This window comes from Lysobacterales bacterium (assembly GCA_016721845.1).
GTDB lineage: Bacteria > Pseudomonadota > Gammaproteobacteria > Xanthomonadales > Ahniellaceae > JADKHK01.
This window is the reverse complement of sequence record JADKHK010000013.1, coordinates 1584319-1607563: the sequence shown is the minus strand read 5'-3', so window position 1 is coordinate 1607563 and position 23245 is coordinate 1584319. Positions and strand designations below refer to the sequence as shown.

At 64.6% G+C, this 23245-nt stretch carries 25 protein-coding genes; 9 read left to right on the top strand and 16 right to left on the bottom strand.

Annotation, left to right across the window (positions count from 1 at the left end):
• Nucleotides 1–12: 12 nt before the first annotated feature.
• A complete protein-coding gene (locus IPP28_14830; protein ID MBL0042269.1) occupies nt 13–1365 on the bottom strand; it encodes a glutamine synthetase in 1353 nt (450 codons plus the stop codon).
• A 174-nt stretch (nt 1366–1539) separates the two neighbouring features.
• Here IPP28_14830 and IPP28_14825 point away from each other — a divergent pair, with 174 nt between their 5' ends.
• From IPP28_14825 to IPP28_14790, 8 genes are all read left to right on the top strand, one after another.
• Complete coding sequence (locus IPP28_14825; protein ID MBL0042268.1) at nt 1540–2295, top strand: gamma-glutamyl-gamma-aminobutyrate hydrolase family protein; 756 nt, start codon at nt 1540–1542, stop codon at nt 2293–2295.
• A gap of 4 nt (nt 2296–2299) precedes the next feature.
• Nucleotides 2300–3700: a glutamine synthetase gene (locus IPP28_14820; protein ID MBL0042267.1), complete on the top strand. Its 1401-nt coding sequence runs from the start codon at nt 2300–2302 to the stop codon at nt 3698–3700.
• 13 nt (nt 3701–3713) lie between these two features.
• Nucleotides 3714–5090 (top strand): aspartate aminotransferase family protein, encoded by a 1377-nt coding sequence (locus tag IPP28_14815; GenBank protein MBL0042266.1) that lies wholly within the window; start codon nt 3714–3716, stop codon nt 5088–5090.
• 65 nt (nt 5091–5155) lie between these two features.
• Nucleotides 5156–6298, top strand: a complete 1143-nt coding sequence (locus tag IPP28_14810) for an extracellular solute-binding protein (GenBank protein ID MBL0042265.1) — start codon at nt 5156–5158, stop codon at nt 6296–6298.
• A 52-nt stretch (nt 6299–6350) separates the two neighbouring features.
• Nucleotides 6351–7499, top strand: a complete 1149-nt coding sequence (gene potA / locus IPP28_14805) for a polyamine ABC transporter ATP-binding protein (GenBank protein ID MBL0042264.1) — start codon at nt 6351–6353, stop codon at nt 7497–7499.
• Complete coding sequence (locus tag IPP28_14800; protein ID MBL0042263.1) at nt 7496–8404, top strand: ABC transporter permease subunit; 909 nt, start codon at nt 7496–7498, stop codon at nt 8402–8404. Before potA ends, IPP28_14800 begins: the two co-directional genes overlap by 4 nt.
• Nucleotides 8401–9246 carry an ABC transporter permease subunit gene (locus IPP28_14795; GenBank protein ID MBL0042262.1) on the top strand — a complete coding sequence of 282 codons (846 nt, stop codon included), beginning with the start codon at nt 8401–8403 and terminating at the stop codon, nt 9244–9246. Before IPP28_14800 ends, IPP28_14795 begins: the two co-directional genes overlap by 4 nt.
• Before the next feature lie 4 nt (nt 9247–9250).
• Nucleotides 9251–10612: an NAD-dependent succinate-semialdehyde dehydrogenase gene (locus IPP28_14790; protein ID MBL0042261.1), complete on the top strand. Its 1362-nt coding sequence runs from the start codon at nt 9251–9253 to the stop codon at nt 10610–10612.
• A gap of 3 nt (nt 10613–10615) precedes the next feature.
• Here IPP28_14790 and IPP28_14785 read toward each other — a convergent pair whose 3' ends face one another.
• From IPP28_14785 to IPP28_14770, 4 genes are read right to left on the bottom strand one after another with little or no spacing between them, the layout of a single operon-like run.
• The gene (locus IPP28_14785; GenBank protein ID MBL0042260.1) at nt 10616–11767 is read right to left on the bottom strand and encodes a GGDEF domain-containing protein; all 1152 of its coding nucleotides are present in this window, start codon (nt 11765–11767) and stop codon (nt 10616–10618) included.
• A gap of 60 nt (nt 11768–11827) precedes the next feature.
• Nucleotides 11828–12487 (bottom strand): DUF1311 domain-containing protein, encoded by a 660-nt coding sequence (locus tag IPP28_14780; GenBank protein MBL0042259.1) that lies wholly within the window; start codon nt 12485–12487, stop codon nt 11828–11830.
• On the bottom strand, nt 12484–14262 hold the full coding sequence (locus IPP28_14775) for an acyl-CoA dehydrogenase C-terminal domain-containing protein (GenBank protein MBL0042258.1): 1779 nt from the start codon (nt 14260–14262) through the stop codon (nt 12484–12486). Before IPP28_14775 ends, IPP28_14780 begins: the two co-directional genes overlap by 4 nt.
• Nucleotides 14263–14307: 45 nt before the next feature.
• Nucleotides 14308–14769, bottom strand: a complete 462-nt coding sequence (locus IPP28_14770) for an LEA type 2 family protein (GenBank protein MBL0042257.1) — start codon at nt 14767–14769, stop codon at nt 14308–14310.
• A 139-nt stretch (nt 14770–14908) separates the two neighbouring features.
• Between IPP28_14770 and IPP28_14765 the strand changes: the two genes are divergently transcribed.
• A complete protein-coding gene (locus IPP28_14765) occupies nt 14909–15394 on the top strand; it encodes a peptidylprolyl isomerase (GenBank protein MBL0042256.1) in 486 nt (161 codons plus the stop codon).
• 25 nt (nt 15395–15419) lie between these two features.
• Here the strand turns inward: IPP28_14765 and IPP28_14760 are convergent, their stop codons facing one another.
• From IPP28_14760 to ccmA, 11 genes are all read right to left on the bottom strand, one after another.
• On the bottom strand, nt 15420–15878 hold the full coding sequence (locus IPP28_14760; protein ID MBL0042255.1) for a hypothetical protein: 459 nt from the start codon (nt 15876–15878) through the stop codon (nt 15420–15422).
• Nucleotides 15879–15917: 39 nt separating this feature from the next.
• On the bottom strand, nt 15918–16274 hold the full coding sequence (locus tag IPP28_14755; GenBank protein ID MBL0042254.1) for a YkgJ family cysteine cluster protein: 357 nt from the start codon (nt 16272–16274) through the stop codon (nt 15918–15920).
• A gap of 133 nt (nt 16275–16407) precedes the next feature.
• Nucleotides 16408–17619 (bottom strand): hypothetical protein, encoded by a 1212-nt coding sequence (locus IPP28_14750; GenBank protein MBL0042253.1) that lies wholly within the window; start codon nt 17617–17619, stop codon nt 16408–16410.
• Entirely contained in the window at nt 17616–18035 is a 420-nt protein-coding gene (locus tag IPP28_14745; protein ID MBL0042252.1) for a cytochrome c-type biogenesis protein CcmH, read from the bottom strand. The genes IPP28_14750 and IPP28_14745 overlap by 4 nt, the downstream gene beginning before the upstream one ends.
• A gap of 8 nt (nt 18036–18043) precedes the next feature.
• Nucleotides 18044–18568, bottom strand: a complete 525-nt coding sequence (locus IPP28_14740; GenBank protein MBL0042251.1) for a DsbE family thiol:disulfide interchange protein — start codon at nt 18566–18568, stop codon at nt 18044–18046.
• Nucleotides 18568–20529 carry a heme lyase CcmF/NrfE family subunit gene (locus IPP28_14735; protein ID MBL0042250.1) on the bottom strand — a complete coding sequence of 654 codons (1962 nt, stop codon included), beginning with the start codon at nt 20527–20529 and terminating at the stop codon, nt 18568–18570. Before IPP28_14735 ends, IPP28_14740 begins: the two co-directional genes overlap by 1 nt.
• Nucleotides 20526–20972 carry a cytochrome c maturation protein CcmE gene (gene ccmE / locus IPP28_14730; GenBank protein ID MBL0042249.1) on the bottom strand — a complete coding sequence of 149 codons (447 nt, stop codon included), beginning with the start codon at nt 20970–20972 and terminating at the stop codon, nt 20526–20528. Before ccmE ends, IPP28_14735 begins: the two co-directional genes overlap by 4 nt.
• On the bottom strand, nt 20969–21118 hold the full coding sequence (locus IPP28_14725; GenBank protein ID MBL0042248.1) for a heme exporter protein CcmD: 150 nt from the start codon (nt 21116–21118) through the stop codon (nt 20969–20971). The genes ccmE and IPP28_14725 overlap by 4 nt, the downstream gene beginning before the upstream one ends.
• Nucleotides 21115–21879: a heme ABC transporter permease gene (locus tag IPP28_14720; protein MBL0042247.1), complete on the bottom strand. Its 765-nt coding sequence runs from the start codon at nt 21877–21879 to the stop codon at nt 21115–21117. Before IPP28_14720 ends, IPP28_14725 begins: the two co-directional genes overlap by 4 nt.
• Nucleotides 21880–21883: 4 nt before the next feature.
• Nucleotides 21884–22567 (bottom strand): heme exporter protein CcmB, encoded by a 684-nt coding sequence (gene ccmB, locus IPP28_14715; GenBank protein MBL0042246.1) that lies wholly within the window; start codon nt 22565–22567, stop codon nt 21884–21886.
• Entirely contained in the window at nt 22560–23201 is a 642-nt protein-coding gene (gene ccmA / locus IPP28_14710) for a heme ABC exporter ATP-binding protein CcmA (protein MBL0042245.1), read from the bottom strand. The genes ccmB and ccmA overlap by 8 nt, the downstream gene beginning before the upstream one ends.
• Nucleotides 23202–23245: the final 44 nt, after the last annotated feature.

Below are 23245 nucleotides of genomic sequence, written 5' to 3'. Positions count from 1 at the left end.
GGTCGGCTCCGCTCAGACCAGTCGCAGGTACCAGTCGATTTCCAGCGTCGTCACTTCGCGCTGGAAGCTGCGCAGTTCCTTCAGCTTTTGTTGCCCGAACACATGCCGGAATTTCTCGCCGAAGGTGCTCGCGACGAAGTCGCTGTTCATGAAGTCGCGCAGCGTGTCGCGCCAGAACAGCTCGCGCATCTCGGTCTGTTCGTAGGCGTTGCCGACGATGGCCGGGCCGGGATCGCCACCGTTCTCCAGCCCGTCGAGCATGCCGGCGAGCACTGCGGCAGTGACCAGGTACGGATTCGCATCGGCACCGGCGATGCGGTGTTCGATGCGGATGTTGGCCGGGTCGCTGTGCGGAATGCGCATCGCGACTGTGCGATTGTTGAAGCCCCAGCAGTCATTCAGCGGCACGAACGCGTTCAGTACAAAGCGGCGATAGCTGTTCGCATGCGGCGCGAACATCAGCATGCAGTCGGTCGAGGTGCGCTGCAGTCCGGCGACCGCGTGCTTGAGCGTTTCCGCAGGTGCGTCCGGGGTGCAAGCGAAGATGTTCTGCCCGTTCTTGTCGAGCACGCTGACGTGGATATGCGTGCCGCTGCCGGCCTGGTCGGCAAAGGGCTTGGCCATGAAACTGGCGAGCAAACCCTGCTTCGAGGCGACTGCCTTGATTGCGCGCTTGAGCATCACCGCGTCGTCGCAGGCCTGCACGGCGTCGCTGCGATGTTTCAGGTTGATCTCGAACTGGCCCGGCGCATATTCGGCGACCGCGGTGTCGGCCGGAATGCGCTGCTTGCGGCAGGCATCATTGATGGCATCGGTGAAGCCCTGATAGTCATTCAGGTCTTCCATCGAATACACCTGCGTCGTGGTGTTGCGACGCCCGGTGGCGGGATTGATCGAGGTCTGCGGACGCCCCTCGATCGTCAGTTCGGCATCCAGCAGGTAGAACTCCAGTTCGACGGCGACGACCGGCGTCAATCCTCTGGCCTTGTAGCGGTCCACGACGCGCTTCAGCACTTCACGCGGATTCGCTTCGAACAATCCCCCTTGGCCGTCCTCCATCTGGATCAGGCATTGCGCCATCGGCTTGCCCTGCCAGGGGATCGGGCGCAGCGTGCCGGGGATCGGTCGGCAGATGCGGTCTTCGTCGCCGATGTCGTAGCCGAGACCGGTTTCCTCGACGGTATTGCCGGTCACGTCGGTACCGATCAGCGACATCGGCAGGCACACGCCGTTCTGATAAACCTTGTCGAGCGCGTCCCGGGTCACGCGCTTGCCGCGCAGCAGGCCGTTCATGTCGGGCAGGATCAGGTCGATCTGTTCGCAGCCGACGATGAGGTCGAGGGTGGCATCGTCTTCGTCGGTCATTTCGTTCGGTTTCATGCGCCGCACCGGCCGTGGAGGTCGCTGGATGCTAGCGGGAAATGTCGCGTCCGTAAAAAATACTCAACATGAAATGGCCGGCGGCGGCCAATTTCCGCCCTGATGTTGAAAAAGTCGAACGGCGCGGCTAGGGTTCGCCATCCCCACGCAAGGCCCAGCATGCGTACGCGTCCACTCGTCGGCCTGCCTTCCGACCGCCGGATGATCGGCCATCATCCGACCCAGACGGTTGGCGAGAAATACATTCGCGCCGTCGTCGATGGCGCGCAGTGTCTGCCGCTGCTGATTCCGTCGCTGGAACCTGCGCTGGACCTGCACACGGTCTTGTCCGAACTCGATGGCCTGCTGCTGACTGGCGCCTACAGCAACATCGAGCCGCACCACTACAGCGAAGAACCGAGTTGGGAAGGCAACCTGCATGATCCGGTGCGCGATGCGACCACGCTGCGCATCGTTCCACTCGCGATCGAGATCAAGATTCCCGTGCTCGCGGTCTGCCGCGGGCTGCAGGAGGTGAATGTTGCGCTCGGCGGCACCTTGCACCAGAAGGTGCACGAGACGGCGGGCTTCCATGATCACCGTGAAGACAAGGATGCACCGCTCGACGTGCAATACGGGCCGGCGCACGCGATCGATCTGGTGCCGGGTGGCCTGCTGCATCGCATTGCCGGGCGTGAGGTCGAGAAGGTCAATTCGCTGCACGGGCAGGGCATCGACAAGCTCGCGCCCGGATGCGTGGTCGAAGCACGCGCGCGTGACGGCTTGATCGAGGCGATCCGGCTCGATGCACCCGATCCATTCCTGCTGGCCGTGCAATGGCACCCGGAATGGAAGGTTCGCGAGAATCCGTTCTATCTGGGCATTTTCCAGGCCTTCGCGAGCGCTTGCCGCGAACGCGCCGCTAGACGGAACTGATCCCATGGCGAAGAAACGATCCGAAGCAAAACAGGCCAGCAAGGCCGCCGAGGCAGAGAAGAGCGAAAGCTCGCTCAAGCGCTGGTTGAAAGACCGCCGCATCACCGAAGTCGAGTGCCTGGTGCCGGACATCACCGGCAACGCCCGCGGCAAGATCATCCCCGCCGCGAAGTTCTCGCATGACTACGGCACGCGCCTGCCCGAAGGCATCTTCGCGACCACGGTCACCGGCGACTATCCCGACAACTACGATGATCTCGTGAGCCCGTCCGACTCGGACATGGTGCTGCGACCCGACGCCGACACCGTGCGCATGGTGCCGTGGGCGAGCGCGCCGACCGCCCAGGTCATCCACGATTGCTACACCAAGGATGGCCGCCCGCATGAACTGGCGCCGCGCAACGTGCTGCGGCGGGTGTTGTCGCTGTACGAGGGACTCGGCATCCAGCCGGTGATCGCGCCCGAGCTCGAGTTCTTCCTGGTGCAGAAGAACACCGACCCGGACTTCCCGCTGGCGCCGCCGGCCGGGCGTTCCGGTCGTCCGGAAACCGCGCGGCAGTCGTATTCGATCGACGCAGTGAACGAGTTCGATCCGATCCTCGACGACATGTACGACTACGCCGAGGCCATGGAGCTGGACGTCGACACGCTGATCCACGAATCCGGCGCGGCCCAGCTCGAAGTGAACTTCCAGCATGCCGATCCGATGTCGCGCGCCGATCAGGTCTTCCTGTTCAAGCGCACCATGCGCGAATGCGCGTTGCGCCATGGCATCTATGCGACTTTTCTTGCGAAACCGATGGAGAACGAGCCGGGCAGTTCGATGCACATCCATCAGTCGATGATCGATGCGAAGACCGGCAAGAACGTGTTCGCCGGCGGCAAGATCGGCAAGCACAGCGAACTGTTCATGCATTATCTCGGCGGGTTGCAGAAGTACGTGCCGATGGCGATGGCATTCTTCGGTCCGAACGTGAACTCCTATCGCCGCCTGGCGCTCGGTCAGGTCGCGCCGATCAATGTGCAATGGGGCTACGACAACCGCACCTGCGGTTTGCGCGTGCCGATGGACACGCCGGAGAACACCCGCGTCGAAAGCCGTTTCGCCGGGTCGGACGCGAACCCGTATCTCGCCATCGCCGCGACCCTGGCCTGCGGTTGGCTCGGCATCAAGGAAAAACTCTTGCCGACCGAACCCTTGACCGGCAGTGCGCAAAGTTTTGGCTACGAACTGCCGCGCTCGCTCGAAGCCGCATTGTCGCAATTGCGTGACTGCGAGGAGCTTGAAGGCCTGCTCGGCAAGCGCTTCGTGAACGCCTACATCTCGGTGAAGCAGAAGGAATACGAGACCTTCTTCCGCGTCATCAGCTCGTGGGAACGCGAGTTCCTGCTGCTCAATGTCTGAATCCGGAGTGCCCATGAATCTTCCGAACATCCGCGAGCTGCAGCAGCTCGATGCCGCCTACCACCTGCATCCATTCAACGACAACGCGGCCTTGGCCAAGCGCGGCACCCGCATCCTGACCAAGGGCGAGGGTTGTTATGTCTGGGATGCCGAGGGCAACAAGTTGCTCGATGCGTTTGCGGGGCTGTGGTGCGTGAATGTCGGTTATGGGCGCAAGGAGCTCGGTGCCGCGGCGGCAAAGCAGATGGAGCAGCTCGCCTACTACAACAGCTTCTTCATGTGCACGACCGAGCCGACCGTGCGCCTCGCCGCCAAGCTCGCCGAGCTGTCTCCGGGCGACTTGAACCACGCCTTCTTCACCAACTCGGGTTCGGAAGCGAACGACACCATCCTGCGCATGGTGCGGCACTTCTGGGCGGTGCAGGACCAGCCGCAGAAGAACATCATCATTGGACGCCACAACGGGTATCACGGCAGCACGGTTGCGGGCGCCAGCCTCGGCGGCATGAAGGGCATGCACAAGCAGGGTGGCTTGCCGATTCCCGACATCCAGCACATCGACGAACCGTTCTTCTTCATCGACGGCGGCGACCTGTCGCCCGACGAATACGGACGCGTTGCCGCACGCCGTCTCGAAGCCAAGATCCTTGAACTCGGGCCGGAGCGCGTCGCCGCCTTCATCGGCGAGCCGATCATGGGCGCGATCGGCGTCTACATTCCGCCGATGACGTATTGGCCCGAGATCGAGCGCATCTGCCGCAAGTACGACGTGCTGCTGATCGCGGACGAAGTGATTTGCGGTTTCGGCCGCACCGGCGAATGGTTCGGCCAGCAATATTTCGGCTTCCAGGCCGACATCATGCCGATCGCGAAAGGCCTGAGTTCCGGCTATATCCCGATCGGCGCGGTGATGTTCAACGATCGCGTCGCCAAGGTGTTGGCCGAGAAGGGTGGCGAGCTCGCGCACGGCTATACCTATTCCGGGCACCCGGTCTGCGCGGCGGTGGCGCTCGAGAACATTCGCTTGTTGCAGGACGAGAAGATCGTCGAGACCGCGAAGCACGAGATCGCGCCCTATCTCGCGAGCCGCTGGGCCGAACTCGGCACCCATGCGCTGGTCGGCGAGGCACGCATTGCCGGACTGGTCGGCGCGCTGGAACTGGTGCCGGACAAGTCGCAGCGCAAGTTCTTCAGCGAGCGTGGCAAGGTCGGCGTGATCTGCCGTGACTTCGCGCTCAAGGAAGGCCTGATCCTGCGCGCGACCTATGATGCGATGCTGCTGTCGCCGCCACTGGTGATCACCAAGGCGCAGGTCGACGAGTTGTTCGAGAAGACGTGGCGTGCGCTGAATCACACCGCCGAGGCATTGGGCGTCGCGACCGCGGTCTGACCGCGGCCATGGCTATGTATCATCGGGCCGACCCGGATTCGGTCATTCACTTGGAGGAATCGCAGATGAAGAAGCATTGGCTCGGCATCCTGATCGCCGGCGCGCTCGCCGGTTGTGGTGGCGACAAGCCCGCGGACAACGCCGCGACGACCGCCACCACGCCCGCGCAGCCGGCGGCCGAGGAAAAGGTCCTGAACATCTACAACTGGTCCGACTACATCGCCGAGGACACGATCGCGAATTTCGAGAAGGAGACCGGCATCAAGGTCACCTATGACGTGTTCGACAGCAACGAAATTCTCGAAACCAAGCTCGTCACCGGCAATACCGGATACGACATCGTCGTGCCGTCGTTGTCCTTCCTCGCGCGTCAGGTCCAGGCCGGCGTATTCCAGCCGATCGACAAGTCGAAGATCGCGAACTACGGCAATCTCGACCCGAAGCTGATGGGCACCATCGCCCAGCTGGATGAAGGCAACAGCTACAGCGTGCCCTATCTGTGGGGCACCACCGGCATCGGCTACAACGTCGCCAAGGTCAAGGAAATCCTGGGCGAGAATGCGCCGGTTGACACTTGGGCGATGGTCTTCGAGCCGGAGAATCTGAAGAAGCTCTCGGCCTGTGGCGTTGCCCTGCTCGATACGCCATCCGAGATGATTCCGCCGGTGCTGAAGTATCTCGGCGAAGAACCGAACAGCTTCGATGAAGCGGTGATCCAGAAGGCGGTCGATCGCCTCCAGCAGCTGCGGCCGCACATCACCTACTTCCCCTCCTCGCAGTACATCAACGACCTCGCGAATGGCGACATCTGCGTCGCGATCGGCTGGTCGGGCGATATCTTCCAGGCCCGTGACCGCGCTGCAGAGGCCGCGAAGGGCGTCGAGATCGCGTATTCGATCCCGAAGGAAGGCGCGCCGGTCTGGTTTGACATGATGGCCATCCCGAAGGACGCCAAGCATCCCGGCAATGCCTACAAGTTCATCGATTACCTGATGCGCCCGGAAGTGATGGCGGGAATCTCGAACTACGTGTCCTACGCCAACGGCGTGGCGCCCTCGTTGCCGCTGATCGATGAGTCGGTGCGCAGCAATCCGGGTGTTTATCCGAGCGAAGAAGTGATGGGCAAGCTGTTCACGCTGGCGGTGCTGCCGCCGGAAGTGGACCGTCTGTTCAACCGCCACTGGACGACCCTGAAAACGGGTCAGTAAGCCTCCGGACCCCTCGCCCGACGGCGAGGGGTTCTTTCTTTGGGGAGAGTGCATGGCTGCCACCGCAACATCCGTCGCCGCTTCGACCGCCAGTGCGAAAGCCGAGCCGCTGCGCGAAGACTACGTTCGCATCGACGACCTGACCAAGGAATACGACGGCTTCCGTGCCGTCGACGACGTCAGCCTGACCATCCGCCAGGGCGAGATCTTTGCCCTCCTCGGTGCCTCCGGCTGCGGCAAGTCGACCCTGTTGCGTTGCCTTGCGGGCTTCGAGAAACCGACCTACGGCAAGATCGATCTCGATGGCAGCAGCATCGTCGAATTGGCGCCCTTCGATCGCCCGATCAACATGATGTTCCAGAGTTATGCGCTGTTTCCGCACATGACCGTCGAACAGAACATCGGCTTCGGTCTGAAGATGGCCGGCCACTCGAAAGACCGGATCAAGACGCGCGTCGACGAAATGCTGAACCTGGTGCAGATGAGCAAGTTCGCGAAGCGCAAGCCGCATCAGCTGTCCGGCGGCCAGCAGCAGCGCGTGGCGCTGGCGCGTTCGCTGGCGTTGAGTCCGAAACTGCTGCTGCTGGACGAGCCGATGGGTGCGCTCGACAAGAAGCTGCGTTCCCAGATGCAGCTCGAACTGGTGAACATCATCGAGCGTCTCGGCGTCACCTGCGTGATGGTCACGCACGACCAGGAAGAGGCGATGACGATGGCGACGCGCATCGCGATCATGGATGCCGGCAAGATCCGCCAGATCGGGACGCCGGACGAAATCTACGAACAGCCAGCGTCGAAGTTCGTCGCGCAGTTCATCGGTTCGGTGAATCTGATCGAAGGCACGATCGAGGACGACGAGAAGGACCACGTCACCATCCGCAGCGATGTGCTCGAAAATGCGATTTTCGTCGGCCACGGCGTGACCGGCTTCGAAGGTCAGGCGGTGGCCTATGCGCTGCGCCCGGAGAAGATCAAGATCGAGAAAGACGAGCCGGCACAGGAACGCAACAAGGCGCGCGGCACGATCGAGGACATCGCCTACTTCGGCACGCACTCGGTCTATCACGTGCGCCTCGCCACCGGAAAGAAGCTGCTCGTGCATTTCATGAATGCGAAGCGCTGGGCCTCCGAACGCTTCACCTGGAACGATCCGGTGTGGCTGAGCTGGGGCGAGAACGCCGGCGTGGTGCTGACCTCATGATGGCCCGCCTGCGACGCTACCTGCCGGATGGCAAGTGGGCGGTGATCGCGCCGCCGTATTTCTGGATGCTGCTGTTTTTCGCGGTGCCGTTCGCGATCGCGCTGAAGATCAGTTTCGCGAACATCCAGATCGCCATGCCGCCCTACACCAGCCTGACCAGCTGGGCCAGCGACACGCTGACGGTCAAGTTCAACATCGCGAACTACCTGTTTCTGCTGCGCGACTCGCTCTACATCAATGCCTATTTGAGCTCGCTGAAGATCGCCGTCGTTGCGACCTTCTTCTGCCTGCTGGTCGGCTATCCGATCGCCTACGCGATCTCGCGCCTGCCGACCGCGTCGCGCAATACGGCACTGATGCTGGTCGTGCTGCCGTCATGGACGTCGTTCCTGATCCGCATCTATGCCTGGATCGGCATCCTCAAGAACAACGGCCTGCTCAACAACTTCCTGATGTGGCTGGGCGTGATCGACGAGCCGCTGAAGATCCTGCACACGCCCGTCGCGGTCTACATCGGCATCGTCTATGCCTACCTGCCGTTCATGATCCTGCCGCTCTACACGAATCTGGTGAAGCACGATCATCGCCTGCTCGAAGCGGCTTACGACCTGGGCTGCCGGCCATGGCAGGCCTTCCTGAAGATCACCTTGCCGCTGTCCAAGGCCGGCATCATCGCCGGCTCGATGCTGGTGATGATCCCGGTGGTCGGCGAGTTCGTCATTCCAGAACTCATGGGCGGCGCCGACACCCTGATGATCGGGCGCGTGCTCTGGCAGGAATTCTTCAACAACCGCGACTGGCCGGTGGCCTCGGCGGTGGCGATCGTCATGCTGGTGCTGCTGATCGTGCCGATCATGATCTTCCACCACTACCAGTCGAAGGAACTGGAAGGACGGCTGACATGAGTGTTGCGAAGACCTCGTGGTTCACGCGTTCGACGCTGCTGCTCGGGTTCGCGTTCCTGTACCTGCCGATGCTCATCCTGATCATCTACTCGTTCAACGAGAATCGGCTGGTGACGGTGTGGTCCGGCTTTTCGCTGAAGTGGTATGGCGAGCTGTTCCGCGACAAGCAGATGATCGACGCCGCCAAGGTCAGTCTCGAAATCGCGTTCATGACCGCGTGTGCCTCGGTCGTGCTCGGCACGATGGCGGCGATGGTGATGACTCGCTTTCGGCAGTTCCCAGGAAAATCGCTGTTCTCGGCGCTGATGACGGCACCGCTGGTGATGCCGGAAGTGATCACCGGTCTGTCGATCCTGCTGCTGTTCGTGGCCATGGGCGAGAACTTCGGCCTGTTCCAGGAGCGCGGCGTGATGACGATCTGGATCGCGCACGTGACCTTCTGCGTCGCCTTCGTCACTGTGGTGATTTCCTCGCGTCTGGGCGAACTCGACAAGTCGCTCGAAGAAGCCGCGATGGACCTCGGCGCGAACCGGGTCAAGGTGTTCTTCCTGATCACCTTGCCGATCATCGCGCCGGCACTGGCCTCGGGCTGGCTGCTCGCGTTCACGCTGTCCCTGGATGACCTGGTGATTTCGAGCTTCGTCTCCGGGCCGTCGTCGACGACCCTGCCGATGAAGGTGTTTTCGTCCGTGCGCATGGGCGTGAGTCCGAAAATCAATGCGCTGGCGACGTTGCTGATCGGTATCGTGAGTGTCGCCGCCTTCATTGGCTGGTGGATGATGGCGCGCGAGGAACGTCAGCGTCAGCGCGACATGCAGCTGGCGCTCCAGCAGGGCGGTTGAATCCATGACCATCGAGATCGTGAATCCCTGGACCGGGCAGGTCGACTATCGCTACGCGATGATGGATGGCGCCGCCATCGAGGCGAAGCTGGCGGCGGCCGAGCGTGCGTTCCCGGCCTGGTCGGGGCTGACGCTGGACGAGCGCGCTGCAGTGTTGAACACGGTCGCGCGCGCCTTGCGGGCTGGCCGGGAAGCCATCGCCGGCTTCGTCACGGCGGAGATGGGCAAGCTGCGTCGCGAAGCACTGGCCGAGATCGAGAAATCGGCCGGGTGCTGCGAGTACTACGCAGCGCATGCCGCGCAGTATCTCGATGACGACATGATCGCGACCGAGGCGAAGCGCAGCTTCGTCAGCTACGAGCCGATCGGCTGCGTGCTGGCCGTGATGCCGTGGAATTTCCCGATCTGGCAGGTGTTCCGTTTCCTCGCACCGGCGCTGATGGCCGGCAATGTCGCGTTGCTGAAACACGCGACCAATGTGCCGCGTTGCGCCGACGTGATCGAACGCGTCCTGCGCGAGGCGGGCGTGCCCGAGGGCGTGTTCGCGACGCTGCATGTCGACAACACACAAACCGCGGCGCTGATCGCCGATGCGCGCATCCGGGCGGTGACCTTGACCGGCAGCGAGCGTGCCGGGCGTTCGGTCGCGGCGACGGCGGGTGCGCACCTGAAGAAATGCGTGATGGAGCTCGGCGGCAGCGATCCCTTCGTGGTGCTGGCCGATGCCGACCTCGACGCGGCGATGCCGATCGCGCTGTCCTCGCGCTTCGGCAATGCCGGGCAGACCTGTATCGCGGCCAAGCGTTTCATCGTGGTCGATGCCGTGGCCGATGCGTTCATCGAGCGCTTCGTCGATAGCGCGCGGATGCTCGCCGTCGGCGACCCGAGCGTCGATGCCACCACGCTCGCGCCGATGGCGCGTGCCGATCTGCGTGATGCCGTGCATCGACAGGTGCAGGCCAGCGTGACCGCGGGTGCGAAGCTGCTGTGCGGCGGCGATCCGCTGCCGCTGCCGACCGCCTATCCGGCGACGATTCTCGATCATGTCGCGCCGGGCATGCCGGCCTATCACGAGGAACTGTTCGGCCCGGCCGCGTCGATCCTGCGCGTGCGCGACGAAGCCGACGCCGCACGCGTCGCCAACGACACCAGCTTCGGTCTCGGCGCCAGCGTCTGGACGCGCGACCGCGAACGCGGCGAGCGCGTTGCCCGTGGCATCGCCGCCGGTGCAGTCTTCGTCAACGCACTGGTGCGCAGCGATGTGCGCCTGCCCTTCGGTGGTACCAAATCGTCAGGCTTCGGCCGCGAACTTGCCGGCCACGGCATCCACGAATTCATGAACATCAAGACGATCTACGTGGCCTGAGTTTCAGGCCAGCACGACGCAGTCGCGGCCACCGGATTTTGCCGCGTACAGTGCCTGATCGGCGCGGCGCAAGAGATCGTCGAGGCAATCGTCGTTGGCGGTCGTGCTGGTGACGCCGATCGATACGGTGATGGCCACTTCCTGTTCGCCGGAACGGAAGCGGGCGCTGCGCACGGCTTCACGCAGGTGTTCGGCTTGCTGTTGCGCCTGATCGCGGTCGGCAGCGAGCAGGACCACGAATTCCTCGCCGCCCTGGCGACCGGGCAATGCCGATGCCGCCGCGGCCTTGGCGAGCGCGTCGGCGACGTGGCGCAGCGCGAGGTCGCCGATGTCGTGCCCGAAGCGATCGTTAATCGACTTGAAGTGGTCGATGTCGACGATGGCAAGCGCGAACGGATCGCGCTGCGCCCGCGCCCGCTGCAGCCGTTCCGCTCCGACACGGGTGAGCGTGCGCCGATTGGCGAGACCGGTCAGTGCGTCGGTCGAGGCCGCATGCTCCCACTGGCGCCGGATGCGCTCCGAACACATCAGCAGGAAGGCCGTGGTGCCGACCACCGGCAGCACCGACGCCATCAGCGGCGTCGCCATGTTCATCCAGCTGCGGCCGTCGAGAATATCCGTCACCCGGTCGGCGCTCAGCGCGAAGTAGCCGGCGCGAACCAGCATGAACAGGGCCAGCGTCACGAAGATCACGAACAGGACCCGTCGACTCATCGCGTTGTCGCGGCGGCGCCCGGCATACAGGATATGCGCGCTGGAGACGAACATGATCGTCCAGGCGATCGAGCTGATCAGGACACGGCGGTCGAGTCGCGGGTCGACGATCGCGAACCAGGCGACACCCACGGTGCCCAGCACGAAGGGCAGCAGGATCAACGGGTGGTCCGGCCAGCCGTCGAATTGGCGCAATGCGCGCCAATAGGCCGTCAAGCCGAGAAACAGCATGCCGTTGGCTGCGGGCAAGACGAAACCGGCGGGCAGTTCGTGCTGGACCGCGAGCAGGACACAACCGCCGGCCATCAGCAGGGTGCCGAAGCGCCAGCTGGTCGCGGCCGGACGCAGGGACTCCGGCAGATCACGATGGATCAGGCCGAGTACGGCGCCGTTGAGCATCATCATCAACGTCGCAATCGCGAATGCGGTGATTGGATCCATCGGGCGAGCCTGCTCGAGTCGGCGAACGCTGCGGCCATCCTAGCGCGCAGCGCTGCGAGATCACTGCGATTTTCGGTAATGACCACCGAAGCGGACGTGATTTCCGCCACAGGTGGGTCGCGGTTCGTCGATGTCGATGCTGTCGCGGCCAAATCGCAACGTCAGCACGCAGGACCATTCGTCGTCGCCATCGCGATAGTCGACGACGCCGGCGCGCAGTTCGTGGTCGCCTTCGAGTGTGCCGGTATTGACGTTGCCGGTGTCGGCATTGCCGATCCACAGCGCTTCGCCTTCGATCGTGACCCGGCCGTCGGGCAAGGCACGCACGGTGATCTCGGACGGCTCGCCTTCGTCGGAGTAGTTGCGGTCGCGACGGGTGTAGCTGCCCGCGATGGCCTCCGCGTTCAGGTCCTGCCCGATCGCATCGTTGAGTTCGGCGATGCGCGCTCGGTAGGCATTCGCCACGCACTCGGCCTCGGTGCAGGCGTTGCGCTGCTTCAACCAGGCGCGTTGCGACGCCCTCGGCTCAGTGTCGCCCGGCGTCGTCAGCGACGCAGCTTGGCGATAGGTCGCCGCAAGTGCGTCGTCCTGCGCCGACAGCGCAGCGTCCGCGCAGACCAGCTTCTCGACTTCCGTCGTCGCCTTGGTGCAATCGAAGCTTGCCGCCTCGATCGCGCCTGTTGCGACGAACATCGCGACCAGCACCGGGTGCAGTCTCACCCGAACGCGTCCTCGTCCATCGCCATCAGCGTTGCGGCGCCGGCGCGGATCGCAAGGGCATGCGCACCGGTACGCGGCAGGATGCGGGTGAAATAGAAGCGCGCGGTGTCGAGCTTGTTCTTCAGGAAGGCATCGCCGTGCGGGCGAGCGTGCGCCACGAGTCTGGCCGAGAAGTACGCGAGCGAGACGTAGCCCGCGTAAAACAGGTAGTCGACAGAGGCCGCGCCGAGTTCTTCCGGGTTGGCCATGCTCGCCTTGCCGACGTGGATCGTGAGTTCCTGCCACTGTTGCGCGAGTTGGGTCAGCACCGGGATGAATTCGGCGACATCGGCGTTGCCGGCGTTCGCGGCGCAGAAATCGGCGATTTCGGTGAGGAACAGCTTGAGGCCGGCGCCCTGGCTCTGCAGCGTCTTGCGGCCGAGCAGGTCCAGCGCCTGGATGCCGGTGGTGCCTTCGTAAATCGTGGTGATGCGGGCGTCGCGGGCGAGTTGTTCCATGCCCCACTCGGCGATGTAGCCGTGGCCACCGTAGATCTGCAGCGCATGGTTGGTGCATTCGACGGCGAGTTCGGTCATCACTGCCTTGACGATCGGGGTGAGGAAACCGAGCAGATCGTCGGCGTTCTTCTTCACTTCGGCGTCGCTGGCGCGCTCGAACACGTCGACCAGCATGATGGCGCGATACGACAAGGCCCGGCCGGCCTCGACGAAAGCCTTCTGAGTGAGCAGCATGCGCCGGATGTCCGGGTGGACGATCAGCGGATCGGCCGGTTTGTCCGGGCGCTTCGGACCGCTCAGCGAACGCATCTGCAGGCGATCACGCGCATAGAACAGCGCGTTCTGGTAGGCGCGCTCGATCAGGCCGAGGCCCTGCAGACCAACCGCGAGGCGGGCCGTGTTCATCATCGTGAACATGGCATTGAGGCCGCGATTGGCCTGGCCGATCAGATAACCCTCGGCACCATCGAAGTTCATCACGCACGTGGCCGAGGCCTTGATGCCCATCTTGTGCTCGATCGATCCGCACGACAACGAGTTGCGCTCGCCCACGGTGCCGTCGCGCGCGGTCTTGAATTTCGGCACGATGAACAGCGAGATGCCCTTGGTGCCGGGCGGTGCGTCGGGCAGGCGCGCGAGCACGAGGTGCACGATGTTCTCGGTCAGGTCATGTTCGCCGGCAGTGATGAAGATCTTGGTGCCGCTGATGCGATACATGCCGTCGGCCGTGGGTTCGGCCTTGGTCTTGAGCAGGCCGAGGTCGGAGCCGCAATGCGGCTCGGTCAGGCACATGGTGCCGGTCCAGCGGCCTTCGACGATGGGCTTCAGGAACACCTGGCGCTGCCATTCCTCGCCGTGGTGCTTGAGTGCTTCGGTGGCGCCGTGCGAGAGCAGCGGATAAGTGCCCCAACTCAGGTTGGCCGAGTCGATCATTTCCTTGACGATGGCGCCGACGATTTCCGGCAGATGCTGTCCGCCATAGGCTTCCGGCGCGGTGAGTCCGCTCCAGCCGCCGTCGACAAATTGCGCATAGGCCTCCTTGAAGCCTTTCGGCGTGGTCACGACGCCGGCGTTCCAGTGGCAGCCTTCCTGGTCGCCGGTCTTGTTCAGCGGTGCCAGCACCTGTTCGTTGAATTTCGCGGCTTCGTCGAGCACGGCATCGACCAGTTCGCGGTTGGCGCTGTCGGCGCCGGGCAGGCTGGCGAAGTGGGACTCTCCGTGCAGCACGTCGAACAGCACGTAGCGCATTTCACGAAGCGGGGCGGCATAGCGGCTCATCGGAGACTCCTGCGGATTTCGGGGTCGGTTGCGGAATGGCGGGGTTCAGCGGAACTCGCCGGGCTTGCCCGGCACCGGGCTCAGGCGACTTTCGAAGTTGATGTCGTATTGGCGTTCGGGTTCGCTGATATCGACCGTGCCGCGCAACTGGTAGTGCACGGTGCCATCGCGCTGGTCCGCCAGCACCCGTGCGATCTCGGCGTGGTGCGTGGGGTCGATCGGTACTGTCACGACTTCGGCATTGTGCGGCGCGACCTCGATGCCGGGCTGGACCCGCAACGTCCCGGCATCAACGCCGGCGAAGCGCAGTTTCAGGTCGATGGTGGCGAAGCGCATCGGCACATCGCTGTGATTCTGGAGGCGCAGTTCGACGTCCGCGCTGCCGGAATCCGGCATCGCCAGGCGCTGGATCGACAGCGCGGGCGGATTGATGCGCTTCGGCGGCGCGGTGGCGCAGGCCGCCAGAATCAGGGCGAGACTCAAGGTGAACAGTCGGAGGGTGCGCATGGCGATCCATTCAAACGGTGGTTCGAATGCCGAGTGTAGCGGTGCCGTTCGCGCGCGGGGTCAACAATTCGTTGTCGATTCGCGCCGGGATGGCCCAGCCGTTATGATCCGCGCCCATTTTTTGCTTGCGGAGTCGGCCATGCAGGTCACGAAAGACAAAGTCGTCATGTTCCATTACACGCTGACCGACGCGGCCGGCCACCAGATCGACTCGTCGCGTGAAGGCGGCGAGCCGCTGGCGATCCTCGCCGGCCATGGCTCGCTGATCCCGGGTGTCGAAAAGGCGCTCGAGGGCAAGTCGGCCGGTGACCAGTTCGTGATCACCGTGCCGCCCGAGGAAGGCTACGGGCTGCGTGACGAGGATCGCACCCAGCGCGTGCCGAAGAAGTACTTCCAGGACGGCGACAAGCTGAAGCCGGGCATGGTCACCGTGCTGAAGTCACAACAAGGCATGCACCAGGTCACCGTGATCAAGGTCGGTGCGACGGTCGTCGACATCGATGCCAATCATCCGCTCGCAGGCAAGACGCTCAACTTCGATATCGAGATCACCGAAGTGCGCGACGCCAGCGAAGAAGAAGTCGCCCACGGTCACGTGCACGGCGCGGGTGGTCATCACCACTGAGCGCTGACGCCCAAGGTCGAGCGCATCACTCCCCGCCGTACTTCGCCGCCATTTCCGCGGCCATGGCCTCGAGTTCTTCGTCGGACATGGATTGCAGCTCCTGCATCGATTTGCCGGTGACCTGCTTCATCGCGGCGGCGCCGGCGCCCGAGCTGAGGGCTTTCTGACCTTCCGCGAACGCGGCGTCCGCTTCGGCGGTCTTCTGCGCGATGTGCGCGTCGTAGAGGCGGTTCACTTCGGCGTCGGACCTGCCGGTCGCCGCGGCGCCAAGCGTCTTGCGCTTGTCGGCCATCATCGCCGCGTCCGCCTTGGCGCGTGCGGCCGCCAGCATGGCATCGGCTTCAGCCTTGCGCGCTTGTTCCTCGCGCGCGGCGGCTTCGCGTTTCGCCTGCTCCTCGGCTTCAAGCTTCGCATCCCAGTCGGCGCGTGCCGGCAGCGCGAACAGCGACATCGTCAGGAACAACAGGGCCGGGATCCGGGACATGAGCGCACTCCGTGGTGGGGGTGCGATCGGGTACGCAGATCAGGGTGCAGGTTTGTCATCGAGCCACAGGGACGTCGGAAGATCGGGCAACTCGTGGCGCTGGCGCGCGCGTCGGCAACGATCGTCACCAATCTGAACTTCGCGGCAGGGCGAGGGGCGCGCCGCGTACATGCCGCAGGCGACGCGTTCGCCGACCGTGCCGGTCAGTGCTGCGCAGCGCGGCATCGCCGAATTGGTGCCGCGCAGGCAGGCATTCCAGGGCGTCAATTGCTCGACCATGGCGTCGGGAATGCCGAGTTCCAGCGTTTCCGCCCAGTAGAACGACACGCGATAGGATTCGCAGCAGGCGCCGCAGGATTGGCACAGCCGTTCGGCATCAAGCGAAGTGCTCGACATCCGCGCTCACTCCGGCGCGATCTGTGACATCGCTGCCAGCAGTTCGATCGTGCGTTTCGCTGCCGGTGCGTTCATTGCGCTGCGATCGCGTTGGGCGAACGCGCGCCATTGCGCGGGGGCAAGCATTGCAGACTCAGGGCACGACGCTGGCGATCTCCAGCACCACCGGCGTCGAGATCGCGGATTGCTCGATGGCCTGGCCGATGATCTCGAGATCGCCCGATTGCGGGATGGCGTTGCCGGACTTCGAGATTCGCGCGCCGAGCACGATGCGCGGCGTCTGCGAGAGCTTGAGCGTCGGCATCATGCCCGAACTGTCATCGAGCACGACTTCCCTGGGCAGCTCGGACGCGGCAAACCGCTGGATCGCGAGCGGCATCTTCGAACCCTCGGCCGCACGCGCGAACACGTAGACGGTGTCGGTGGCGGCGACACGATCCTGCAATGCGGCCGCGACGCGGACCTGGACGCGGATCGCCGGTGCACTTGCGGTGGCGGGCGAATCGTCTTGCGCCGCGGAAGCGGCCGGCCCCTCTTCCTGCACGACAGCCGCGGGCGCGTCGCCGCCAATGCCGCGAATCTGTTCGGCGACGGCGTTGTAGACGGTCGAGTTCGGCGGCAGCAACGGCAGCAGGTGTTGCCAGTGTGCGAGTGCGGCGGGCTTGTCGTCCCGCTGCACGGCTGCAATGCCGGACAGCCACAAGGCGCGTTGATGGTTCGGGTCCTTGCTCAAGGCATCGGCGAGCAGGGTCTCCGCCTCGCCCTCGATGCGCCGGGATTCGGTCGCCAGGGCCACCGCTTCGGCATATTCGACCTGGACGTCGAGATCGTCCGGTCGCAGCAGGCGCACCTTCAGCAACGTGTCGCGGGCATCGCCGAATTGCTGCAACTGCTGGTAGCCGCTCGCGAGCAGGCGCAGGCCCTCGACATCGTCCGGTTGTCCTGCCAGTCGCTGTTCGAGACCGGAGACCGCAGTAGCCAGGTCCGGCGCGCTCGCCATTTCCGCCTCGGCCGAGACCAGCGCCTTCGGATCGAGCGCGCGCGGCTCCCCGATCTGGCGATATTGCAGAAGCGCCGTCAGCGGTACCAACACCACGAGGAGCAGGGCGAGCAGGCGCGACGGCCGCTCCGGCGCTGCGGCGGGCGAGGGCAATGCGGCCCGCTTGGACTCGTATTCGTCCTGGGACAACACGCCGGCCGCACGTGCGGCGGCGAGTGCATCGCGCTGCTTGCGGGCCGCGCGCGAGTCTTCGTCCTCAATCTTCGGGCGCAGCAGCGGCCACAGGATCGGCGTCATGGCCGCGATGCTGATCAGCGCGACCCAGACCAGGAATGCAGTGCTCATCGTTCCACCTTGTCGTCGATCGGGCCGGGCAGGTCGGGGTGCGGTCCGGCGCGCAGCATCATGTTGCGTGCGATCGCGACGCCGATCAGCAGGATCAGGATCGGGCCGACCCACAACACCAGCGTCGTGGCCTTGAACGGCGGGCGATACAGCACGAAGTCGCCGTAGCGATCGGTGAGGAACCGCTTGATCTCGTCGTCCGACTTGCCGGCGCGCATCATCTCGAAGACTTCCTTGCGCAGATCCCGGGCGAGGCCGGCATCGGAATCGGCGATGTTCTGGTTCTGGCAGACCAGGCAGCGCAGCTCGCGTGCAAGGTGCTGGAAACGCTGTTCCTCGGCCTCGTTCGCGAACGGCAACGGGTCGATGGCCTGCGCCAACGCGCTGATCAGCAGGAAGGCCAGGGCAATCACCATGCGACGCATCATTTCACTCCCATCCCGGCCAGACGTGGCGTGATCTCGCGGGCGATGATGTCGGGCGTCAGCGGACCGACTTGCTTGAAGCGGATCACGCCCTTGCCGTCGATCAGGAAGGTTTCCGGCGCGCCGTAGACCCCGTAGTCGATTGCGACGCGACCGTCGGCATCGACCGGCACGGCGTCGTAGGGGTCGCCGAGGGCGGAGAGCCAGCGCAATGCGGTCTCGTTCTCGTCCTTCCAGTTCAGGCCGACCAGCGGGATCTTCTTCGACTTCGCGTAGTCGAGCAGGACCGGATGTTCTTCCTGGCAGGCCACGCACCAGCTCCCCCAGACATTGAGCAGATAAGGCTGGCCGGCGAATTGCTTCGAGTCGATCACGCGTGTGCCATCGCGCAGTTCGGGCAGCGTGAACGCGGCGGCCGGCTTGTCGATGAGCGGCGACGGCACGTAGCGCGTGTCCTTGCCGAGACCGGCAAAGAGCAGCATGGCCAGTGCGGCGAACAACAACAGCGGCAGGACGTAACGCATCAGGCGGTCGCTCCGGCGGAGTCTGAGGACAGGCGCCGTGCGGCGGCACGCGCCGCGCGCAGTTTCGGATCGAGTGCCGCGACGAATCCGCCGAACATCATGAACAGCGCGCCCAGCCAGATCCAGCGGATGAAAGGCTTGTGATAGATGCGGATCGCCCAGGCGTTGTTGTCTCCGACCGGCTCGCCCATGGCCACGTACAGATCGCGACTCAGACCGGGATCGAGGTCAGCTTCGGTCATGACCTGGCCACCGCGGTACTGGCGCTTTTCCGGATGCATGGTCTCGACCCGGCGGTCGCCCTTGAACACGCCGATGACGCCGCGATCAGCCGCGAAGTTCGGGCCTTCGCGATGTTCGAGCTTCTCGAACACGAAGCGGTAGCCGCGCACCTCGATGGACTCACCGGGCACCAGGCGCACGTCCTTCTCGATGCTGGTGGCTTCGGTCACGAACACGCCGATCACGAACACGCCGATCCCGGCGTGCGCGAGCAGCATGCCGATGGTGGCGCGGTTGAAGCCACGCGACTGGCGTTGCGGATCGGCGCGGTGCACGCGTACGTAATTCAGCATCGCGGTGATCACCCAGACACCGGCGAGCACGCCGAGCACCGCCGCCCAGGGCGCACTGAACAGCGCGAACGCGAATGCCGCGAGCACGACGGCGACGATCAGCGGCAGTTTCAGTTGTCCGACGAAACGCGCCAGCGTGTCGCCGCGCCAACGGAGGTAGGGCGCGAACGCGACCAGGAACACGACCGGCGCCATCAGGATCGGAAACAGCGTGCCGAAATACGGCGGGCCGACCGAAATCTTGCCCCAGTCGAAGGCATCGGCCAGCAGCGGGAACAGCGTCCCGAGCAACACCATGGCCGCGGCCGACGTGAGCAGCACGTTGTTCAGCAGGATCGCCGATTCGCGCGAGACCGGTGCAAACCCGGCATCGTGCGCAAAGCCCTGCGCACGCCAGGCGTAGAGGATCAATGCGCCACCGGTGACGAATCCGAGGAAGGCGAGAATGAACACGCCGCGGGTCGGATCGGCGGCGAAGGCATGCACCGAGGTCAGCACGCCCGAGCGCACCAGGAAGGTGCCGAGCAGGGACAGCGAAAACGCCATGATCGCGAGCAGCAAGGTCCAGCGCAGCAGCTGCTGGCGCTGGTCGCTGACGACCATGCTGTGGATCAGCGCGGTGCCCACCAGCCACGGCATGAAGGACGCATTCTCGACCGGGTCCCAGAACCACCAGCCGCCCCAGCCGAGTTCGTAGTAGGCCCACCACGAACCGAGCGCGATGCCGAAGGTCAGGAACGACCAGGCGACCAGGGTCCAGGGCCGTGCCCAGCGCACCCAGCGGTTGTCGCCCCGGCCTTCGATCATGGCTGCGACCGCGAAGGCGAAGGCGACCGCGAAGCCGACATACCCGGTGTACAGCATCGGCGGATGGATGATCAGGCCCGGGTCCTGCAGCAGCGGATTCAGGTCGTTGCCGTCGGGCAGTCCCGGCACATGACGCAGGAACGGGTTCGAAGTCAGGATCGTGAACAGCAGGAAGCCGACCGCGACGAAACCGAGCACCGAGAGCACGCGGGCGACGAAGGCATCCGGCAGGGCGCGCGTGCGCAGTGCGACCACGGCGGTCCAGATCGAGAGGATCAGCGCCCACAGCAGCAATGAACCTTCATGCGCGCCCCAGACGGCCGAATAGCGATACAGCATCGGCAAGTCGGAGTTCGAATTTTGCGCAACGTAGGCAACCGAAAAGTCCTGCACCACGAAGGCGTGCGTGAGCAGCGCGAACGACAGGCCGACGAGCGCGAACTGGGCCAGTGCAGCGGGGCGCGCGACCGCGATCCAGCGCAGGCGCCCGGTCTGTGCACCGATCAGCGGGATCAGCGCCTGCACCACCGCGACCAGCAGCGCCAGGATCAGGGCGAATTGTCCAAGCTCGGGAATCATCGGGTCGCGTCCTTCTGTGCCTTGGCTTTCGCGATGGCGTCCGCGACTTCGGCCGGCATGTAGTTCTCGTCGTGCTTGGCCAGCACCTCCTCGGCAAGGAAGCGCGTCTGGCCTTCGAGCGTGCCGGTCGCGACCACGCTTTGGCCTTCGCGGAACAGGTCGGGCAGGATGCCGGTGTAGCGCACCGGAATGTCCTTGAACCGGTCGGTGACGATGAAATCGACGTCGAGCGAGGTGCCGGACCGCTTCACGCTGCCTTCCAGCACCACGCCGCCGAGACGGAAGCGATGGCCCTGCGGCGCCTTGCCGAGTGCGATGTCGGAAGGACTGATGAAATGCTGCATGTTCTCGCGCAAGGCGTAGACCACGAAGCCGGCGGCAATGCCGAGGCCGAGCAGACCGATGCTGAGCGCGACCAGACGACGACGACGGATCGGGTTCACTGGCTCTTCCTCCGTTCCACACGTGCCGCACGTGCGCCGAGTTCGTGTTTGAGGCGACGCAGCGCCAGACGGGGCGAGACGAAGTCCCAGACCAGGAAGGCGGCAAATACCGCGTACGAGGCGACGATGAAGGGCGTGTGGTTCATGGGGTGGGTCTCCGCGGTCCGAACAGGGCGACTTGGGCCCATTCCTTTCCGGATTCGAATTCGATCAGGGCGACGCGCGTCCGTGCCAGCAGGCTAGCGCCGAACCAGAGCTTGGTCGCCAGCGCCATCAGCAGCAACGGCCAAAGCATCGACGGATGGATGCTCGATTTGCCGGCGAACAGGTTGATCGAATTGCCCTGGTGCAGCGTGTTCCACCAGTTCACCGAGAAATGGATGATCGGCAGATTCACCAGCCCGATCAGGGCCAACAGGCTGGCAGCGCGTGCGCCTTTGCGCTGGTCTTCGATGGCGTTGTAGAGCCCGATCACGCCGAAAAACAGGAACAGCAGCACCAGTTCGGAGGTGAGCCGGGCATCCCAGACCCAGTAGGTGCCCCAGGTCGGGCGGCCCCAGAGGCTGCCGGTGATCAGCGTGACCGCAGTGAAGCCGGCACCGACCGGTGCCGCCGCCATCGCCATCAGTTCCGCGACCTTGAAGCGCCAGACCAGCGCGCAGAACCCGGAAAACGCCATGACGACGTAGATGAACAACGACATCCAGGCGGCCGGGATGTGGATGTACATGATGCGTGCCGACTCGCCCTGCAAGTAGTCGCCCGGCGCTTTCACGAGGCCGAGGTACAGGCCGATGGCGCCGACGACGAGCGCAAGTCCGAGCAGCCAGCGCTCGAAACGCAGCGCCACCCGATGGAATTTCTCGGGGGAGCCGAAGCTGTTCAACCAGACCAGAAAGGCGTTCATGGCATCAATGATTCCCGAGTCGGAGTGCAGCGGCACAGACCAGCGGCCCCAGCGCGATCGACGCGACCAGGCCGGCGGCCAGCAGCAACAGGGGCTGCGTCGTCGAGGTGCCGGTGAGACTGGCCTCGACCGCACCTGCGCCGAAAATCAGCACCGGCACCACCAGTGGCAGCACGATCAGCGACAGCAGCATGCCGGCGCGGCGCAGTCCGGCTGTCAGCGCCGCGGCGCAGGCGCCGATGACGCTGATGATCGGTGTTCCGAGTGCAAGCGAGATCAACAGGGTCGGCAAGGCTTTCGGCGATAACCCGAGCGCGGTCGCGGCGATCGGGGTGATCGCGACCAGGGGCAGGCCGGTGGCGAGCCAATGCAGCAGGATCTTCGCGGCAGCAAGGACGGCAAGCGGTTGGGCGCTGGTCAGCATGAGATCGAGCGAGCCTTCTTCCAGATCGGCGCGGAACAAGGCGTCAAGAGACAACAGACTGGCCAGCAGCACGATGACCCAGATCACGCCGCCGGCGATGCGCGCGAGTTTGGCCGCTTCCGGCCCGAGCGCGAGCGGGAACAGGGTGATGACAATGGCTGCGAACCAGATCGGATTCAGCGCATCGGCGCGGCGACGCCACAGCGACAGCGCATCGCGGCGCATCACGCCGAAGAACGCCGACAGCACGCTGCCCTTAGACATGGGCCAGTTCCAGACGCATGCGCCGCACCCGCGACACCTGTGGCTCGATCAGCCCGTGCGAGGTGATCAGCGCGGCACCGCCGCGCGCGATGTGCGCTTCGAGCAGGCGGTCGACCAGGATCTGGCCGTCGCGATCGAGATTGGCGTACGGCTCGTCGAGCAGCCATAGCTGGTTCGCGGTGTGCAGCAGGGCCGCCAGCGCACAGCGCTTGCGCTGTCCTGCCGACAGCCGCCGCACCGGCATGTGCTCGAACCCTTCGAGGCCCACCGATTTCAGTGCCCCGACGGCGGAAATGCCCGGGCGTATCCCGTACAGGCAGGCGAAGAAGTCGAGCTGTTCCAGCGGCGACAGGTCGACGCGCAGGCCGAGCGCATGGCTGAGAAAGCCGAGCGGCGTGGTCGGTTCGTCGGACGCGATGCCGGCCCGTTCGATCCGACCCTGGCTGGCGCTCAGCAACCCGGCGAGCACGCGCAACAGCGTGGTCTTGCCGCTGCCGTTGCCGCCTTCGACCAGCAACACTTCACCGGCACGCAGTTCAAGGTCGAGCGGACCGAAGATCGGTTCGCCCTGGCGCACCATCGCGAGGCCGCGCGCGGCCAGCAGCGGCACTGAATCATCAAGGGAATCAGGCATCGTGAACTGGAAAAGTGGATCGCTATGCTACCCATTCGACGTTC

Coding starts and splice junctions, on each gene's coding strand:
- IPP28_14830 (MBL0042269.1), bottom strand. CDS start 1,365: ATGACCGACGAAGACGATGCCACCCTCGACCTCATCGTCGGCTGCGAA.
- IPP28_14825 (MBL0042268.1), top strand. CDS start 1,540: ATGCGTACGCGTCCACTCGTCGGCCTGCCTTCCGACCGCCGGATGATC.
- IPP28_14820 (MBL0042267.1), top strand. CDS start 2,300: ATGGCGAAGAAACGATCCGAAGCAAAACAGGCCAGCAAGGCCGCCGAG.
- IPP28_14815 (MBL0042266.1), top strand. CDS start 3,714: ATGAATCTTCCGAACATCCGCGAGCTGCAGCAGCTCGATGCCGCCTAC.
- IPP28_14810 (MBL0042265.1), top strand. CDS start 5,156: ATGAAGAAGCATTGGCTCGGCATCCTGATCGCCGGCGCGCTCGCCGGT.
- potA (MBL0042264.1), top strand. CDS start 6,351: ATGGCTGCCACCGCAACATCCGTCGCCGCTTCGACCGCCAGTGCGAAA.
- IPP28_14800 (MBL0042263.1), top strand. CDS start 7,496: ATGATGGCCCGCCTGCGACGCTACCTGCCGGATGGCAAGTGGGCGGTG.
- IPP28_14795 (MBL0042262.1), top strand. CDS start 8,401: ATGAGTGTTGCGAAGACCTCGTGGTTCACGCGTTCGACGCTGCTGCTC.
- IPP28_14790 (MBL0042261.1), top strand. CDS start 9,251: ATGACCATCGAGATCGTGAATCCCTGGACCGGGCAGGTCGACTATCGC.
- IPP28_14785 (MBL0042260.1), bottom strand. CDS start 11,767: ATGGATCCAATCACCGCATTCGCGATTGCGACGTTGATGATGATGCTC.
- IPP28_14775 (MBL0042258.1), bottom strand. CDS start 14,262: ATGAGCCGCTATGCCGCCCCGCTTCGTGAAATGCGCTACGTGCTGTTC.
- IPP28_14770 (MBL0042257.1), bottom strand. CDS start 14,769: ATGCGCACCCTCCGACTGTTCACCTTGAGTCTCGCCCTGATTCTGGCG.
- IPP28_14765 (MBL0042256.1), top strand. CDS start 14,909: ATGCAGGTCACGAAAGACAAAGTCGTCATGTTCCATTACACGCTGACC.
- IPP28_14760 (MBL0042255.1), bottom strand. CDS start 15,878: ATGTCCCGGATCCCGGCCCTGTTGTTCCTGACGATGTCGCTGTTCGCG.
- IPP28_14755 (MBL0042254.1), bottom strand. CDS start 16,274: ATGTCGAGCACTTCGCTTGATGCCGAACGGCTGTGCCAATCCTGCGGC.
- IPP28_14750 (MBL0042253.1), bottom strand. CDS start 17,619: ATGAGCACTGCATTCCTGGTCTGGGTCGCGCTGATCAGCATCGCGGCC.
- IPP28_14745 (MBL0042252.1), bottom strand. CDS start 18,035: ATGGTGATTGCCCTGGCCTTCCTGCTGATCAGCGCGTTGGCGCAGGCC.
- IPP28_14740 (MBL0042251.1), bottom strand. CDS start 18,568: ATGCGTTACGTCCTGCCGCTGTTGTTGTTCGCCGCACTGGCCATGCTG.
- IPP28_14735 (MBL0042250.1), bottom strand. CDS start 20,529: ATGATTCCCGAGCTTGGACAATTCGCCCTGATCCTGGCGCTGCTGGTC.
- IPP28_14725 (MBL0042248.1), bottom strand. CDS start 21,118: ATGAACCACACGCCCTTCATCGTCGCCTCGTACGCGGTATTTGCCGCC.
- IPP28_14720 (MBL0042247.1), bottom strand. CDS start 21,879: ATGAACGCCTTTCTGGTCTGGTTGAACAGCTTCGGCTCCCCCGAGAAA.
- ccmB (MBL0042246.1), bottom strand. CDS start 22,567: ATGTCTAAGGGCAGCGTGCTGTCGGCGTTCTTCGGCGTGATGCGCCGC.
- ccmA (MBL0042245.1), bottom strand. CDS start 23,201: ATGCCTGATTCCCTTGATGATTCAGTGCCGCTGCTGGCCGCGCGCGGC.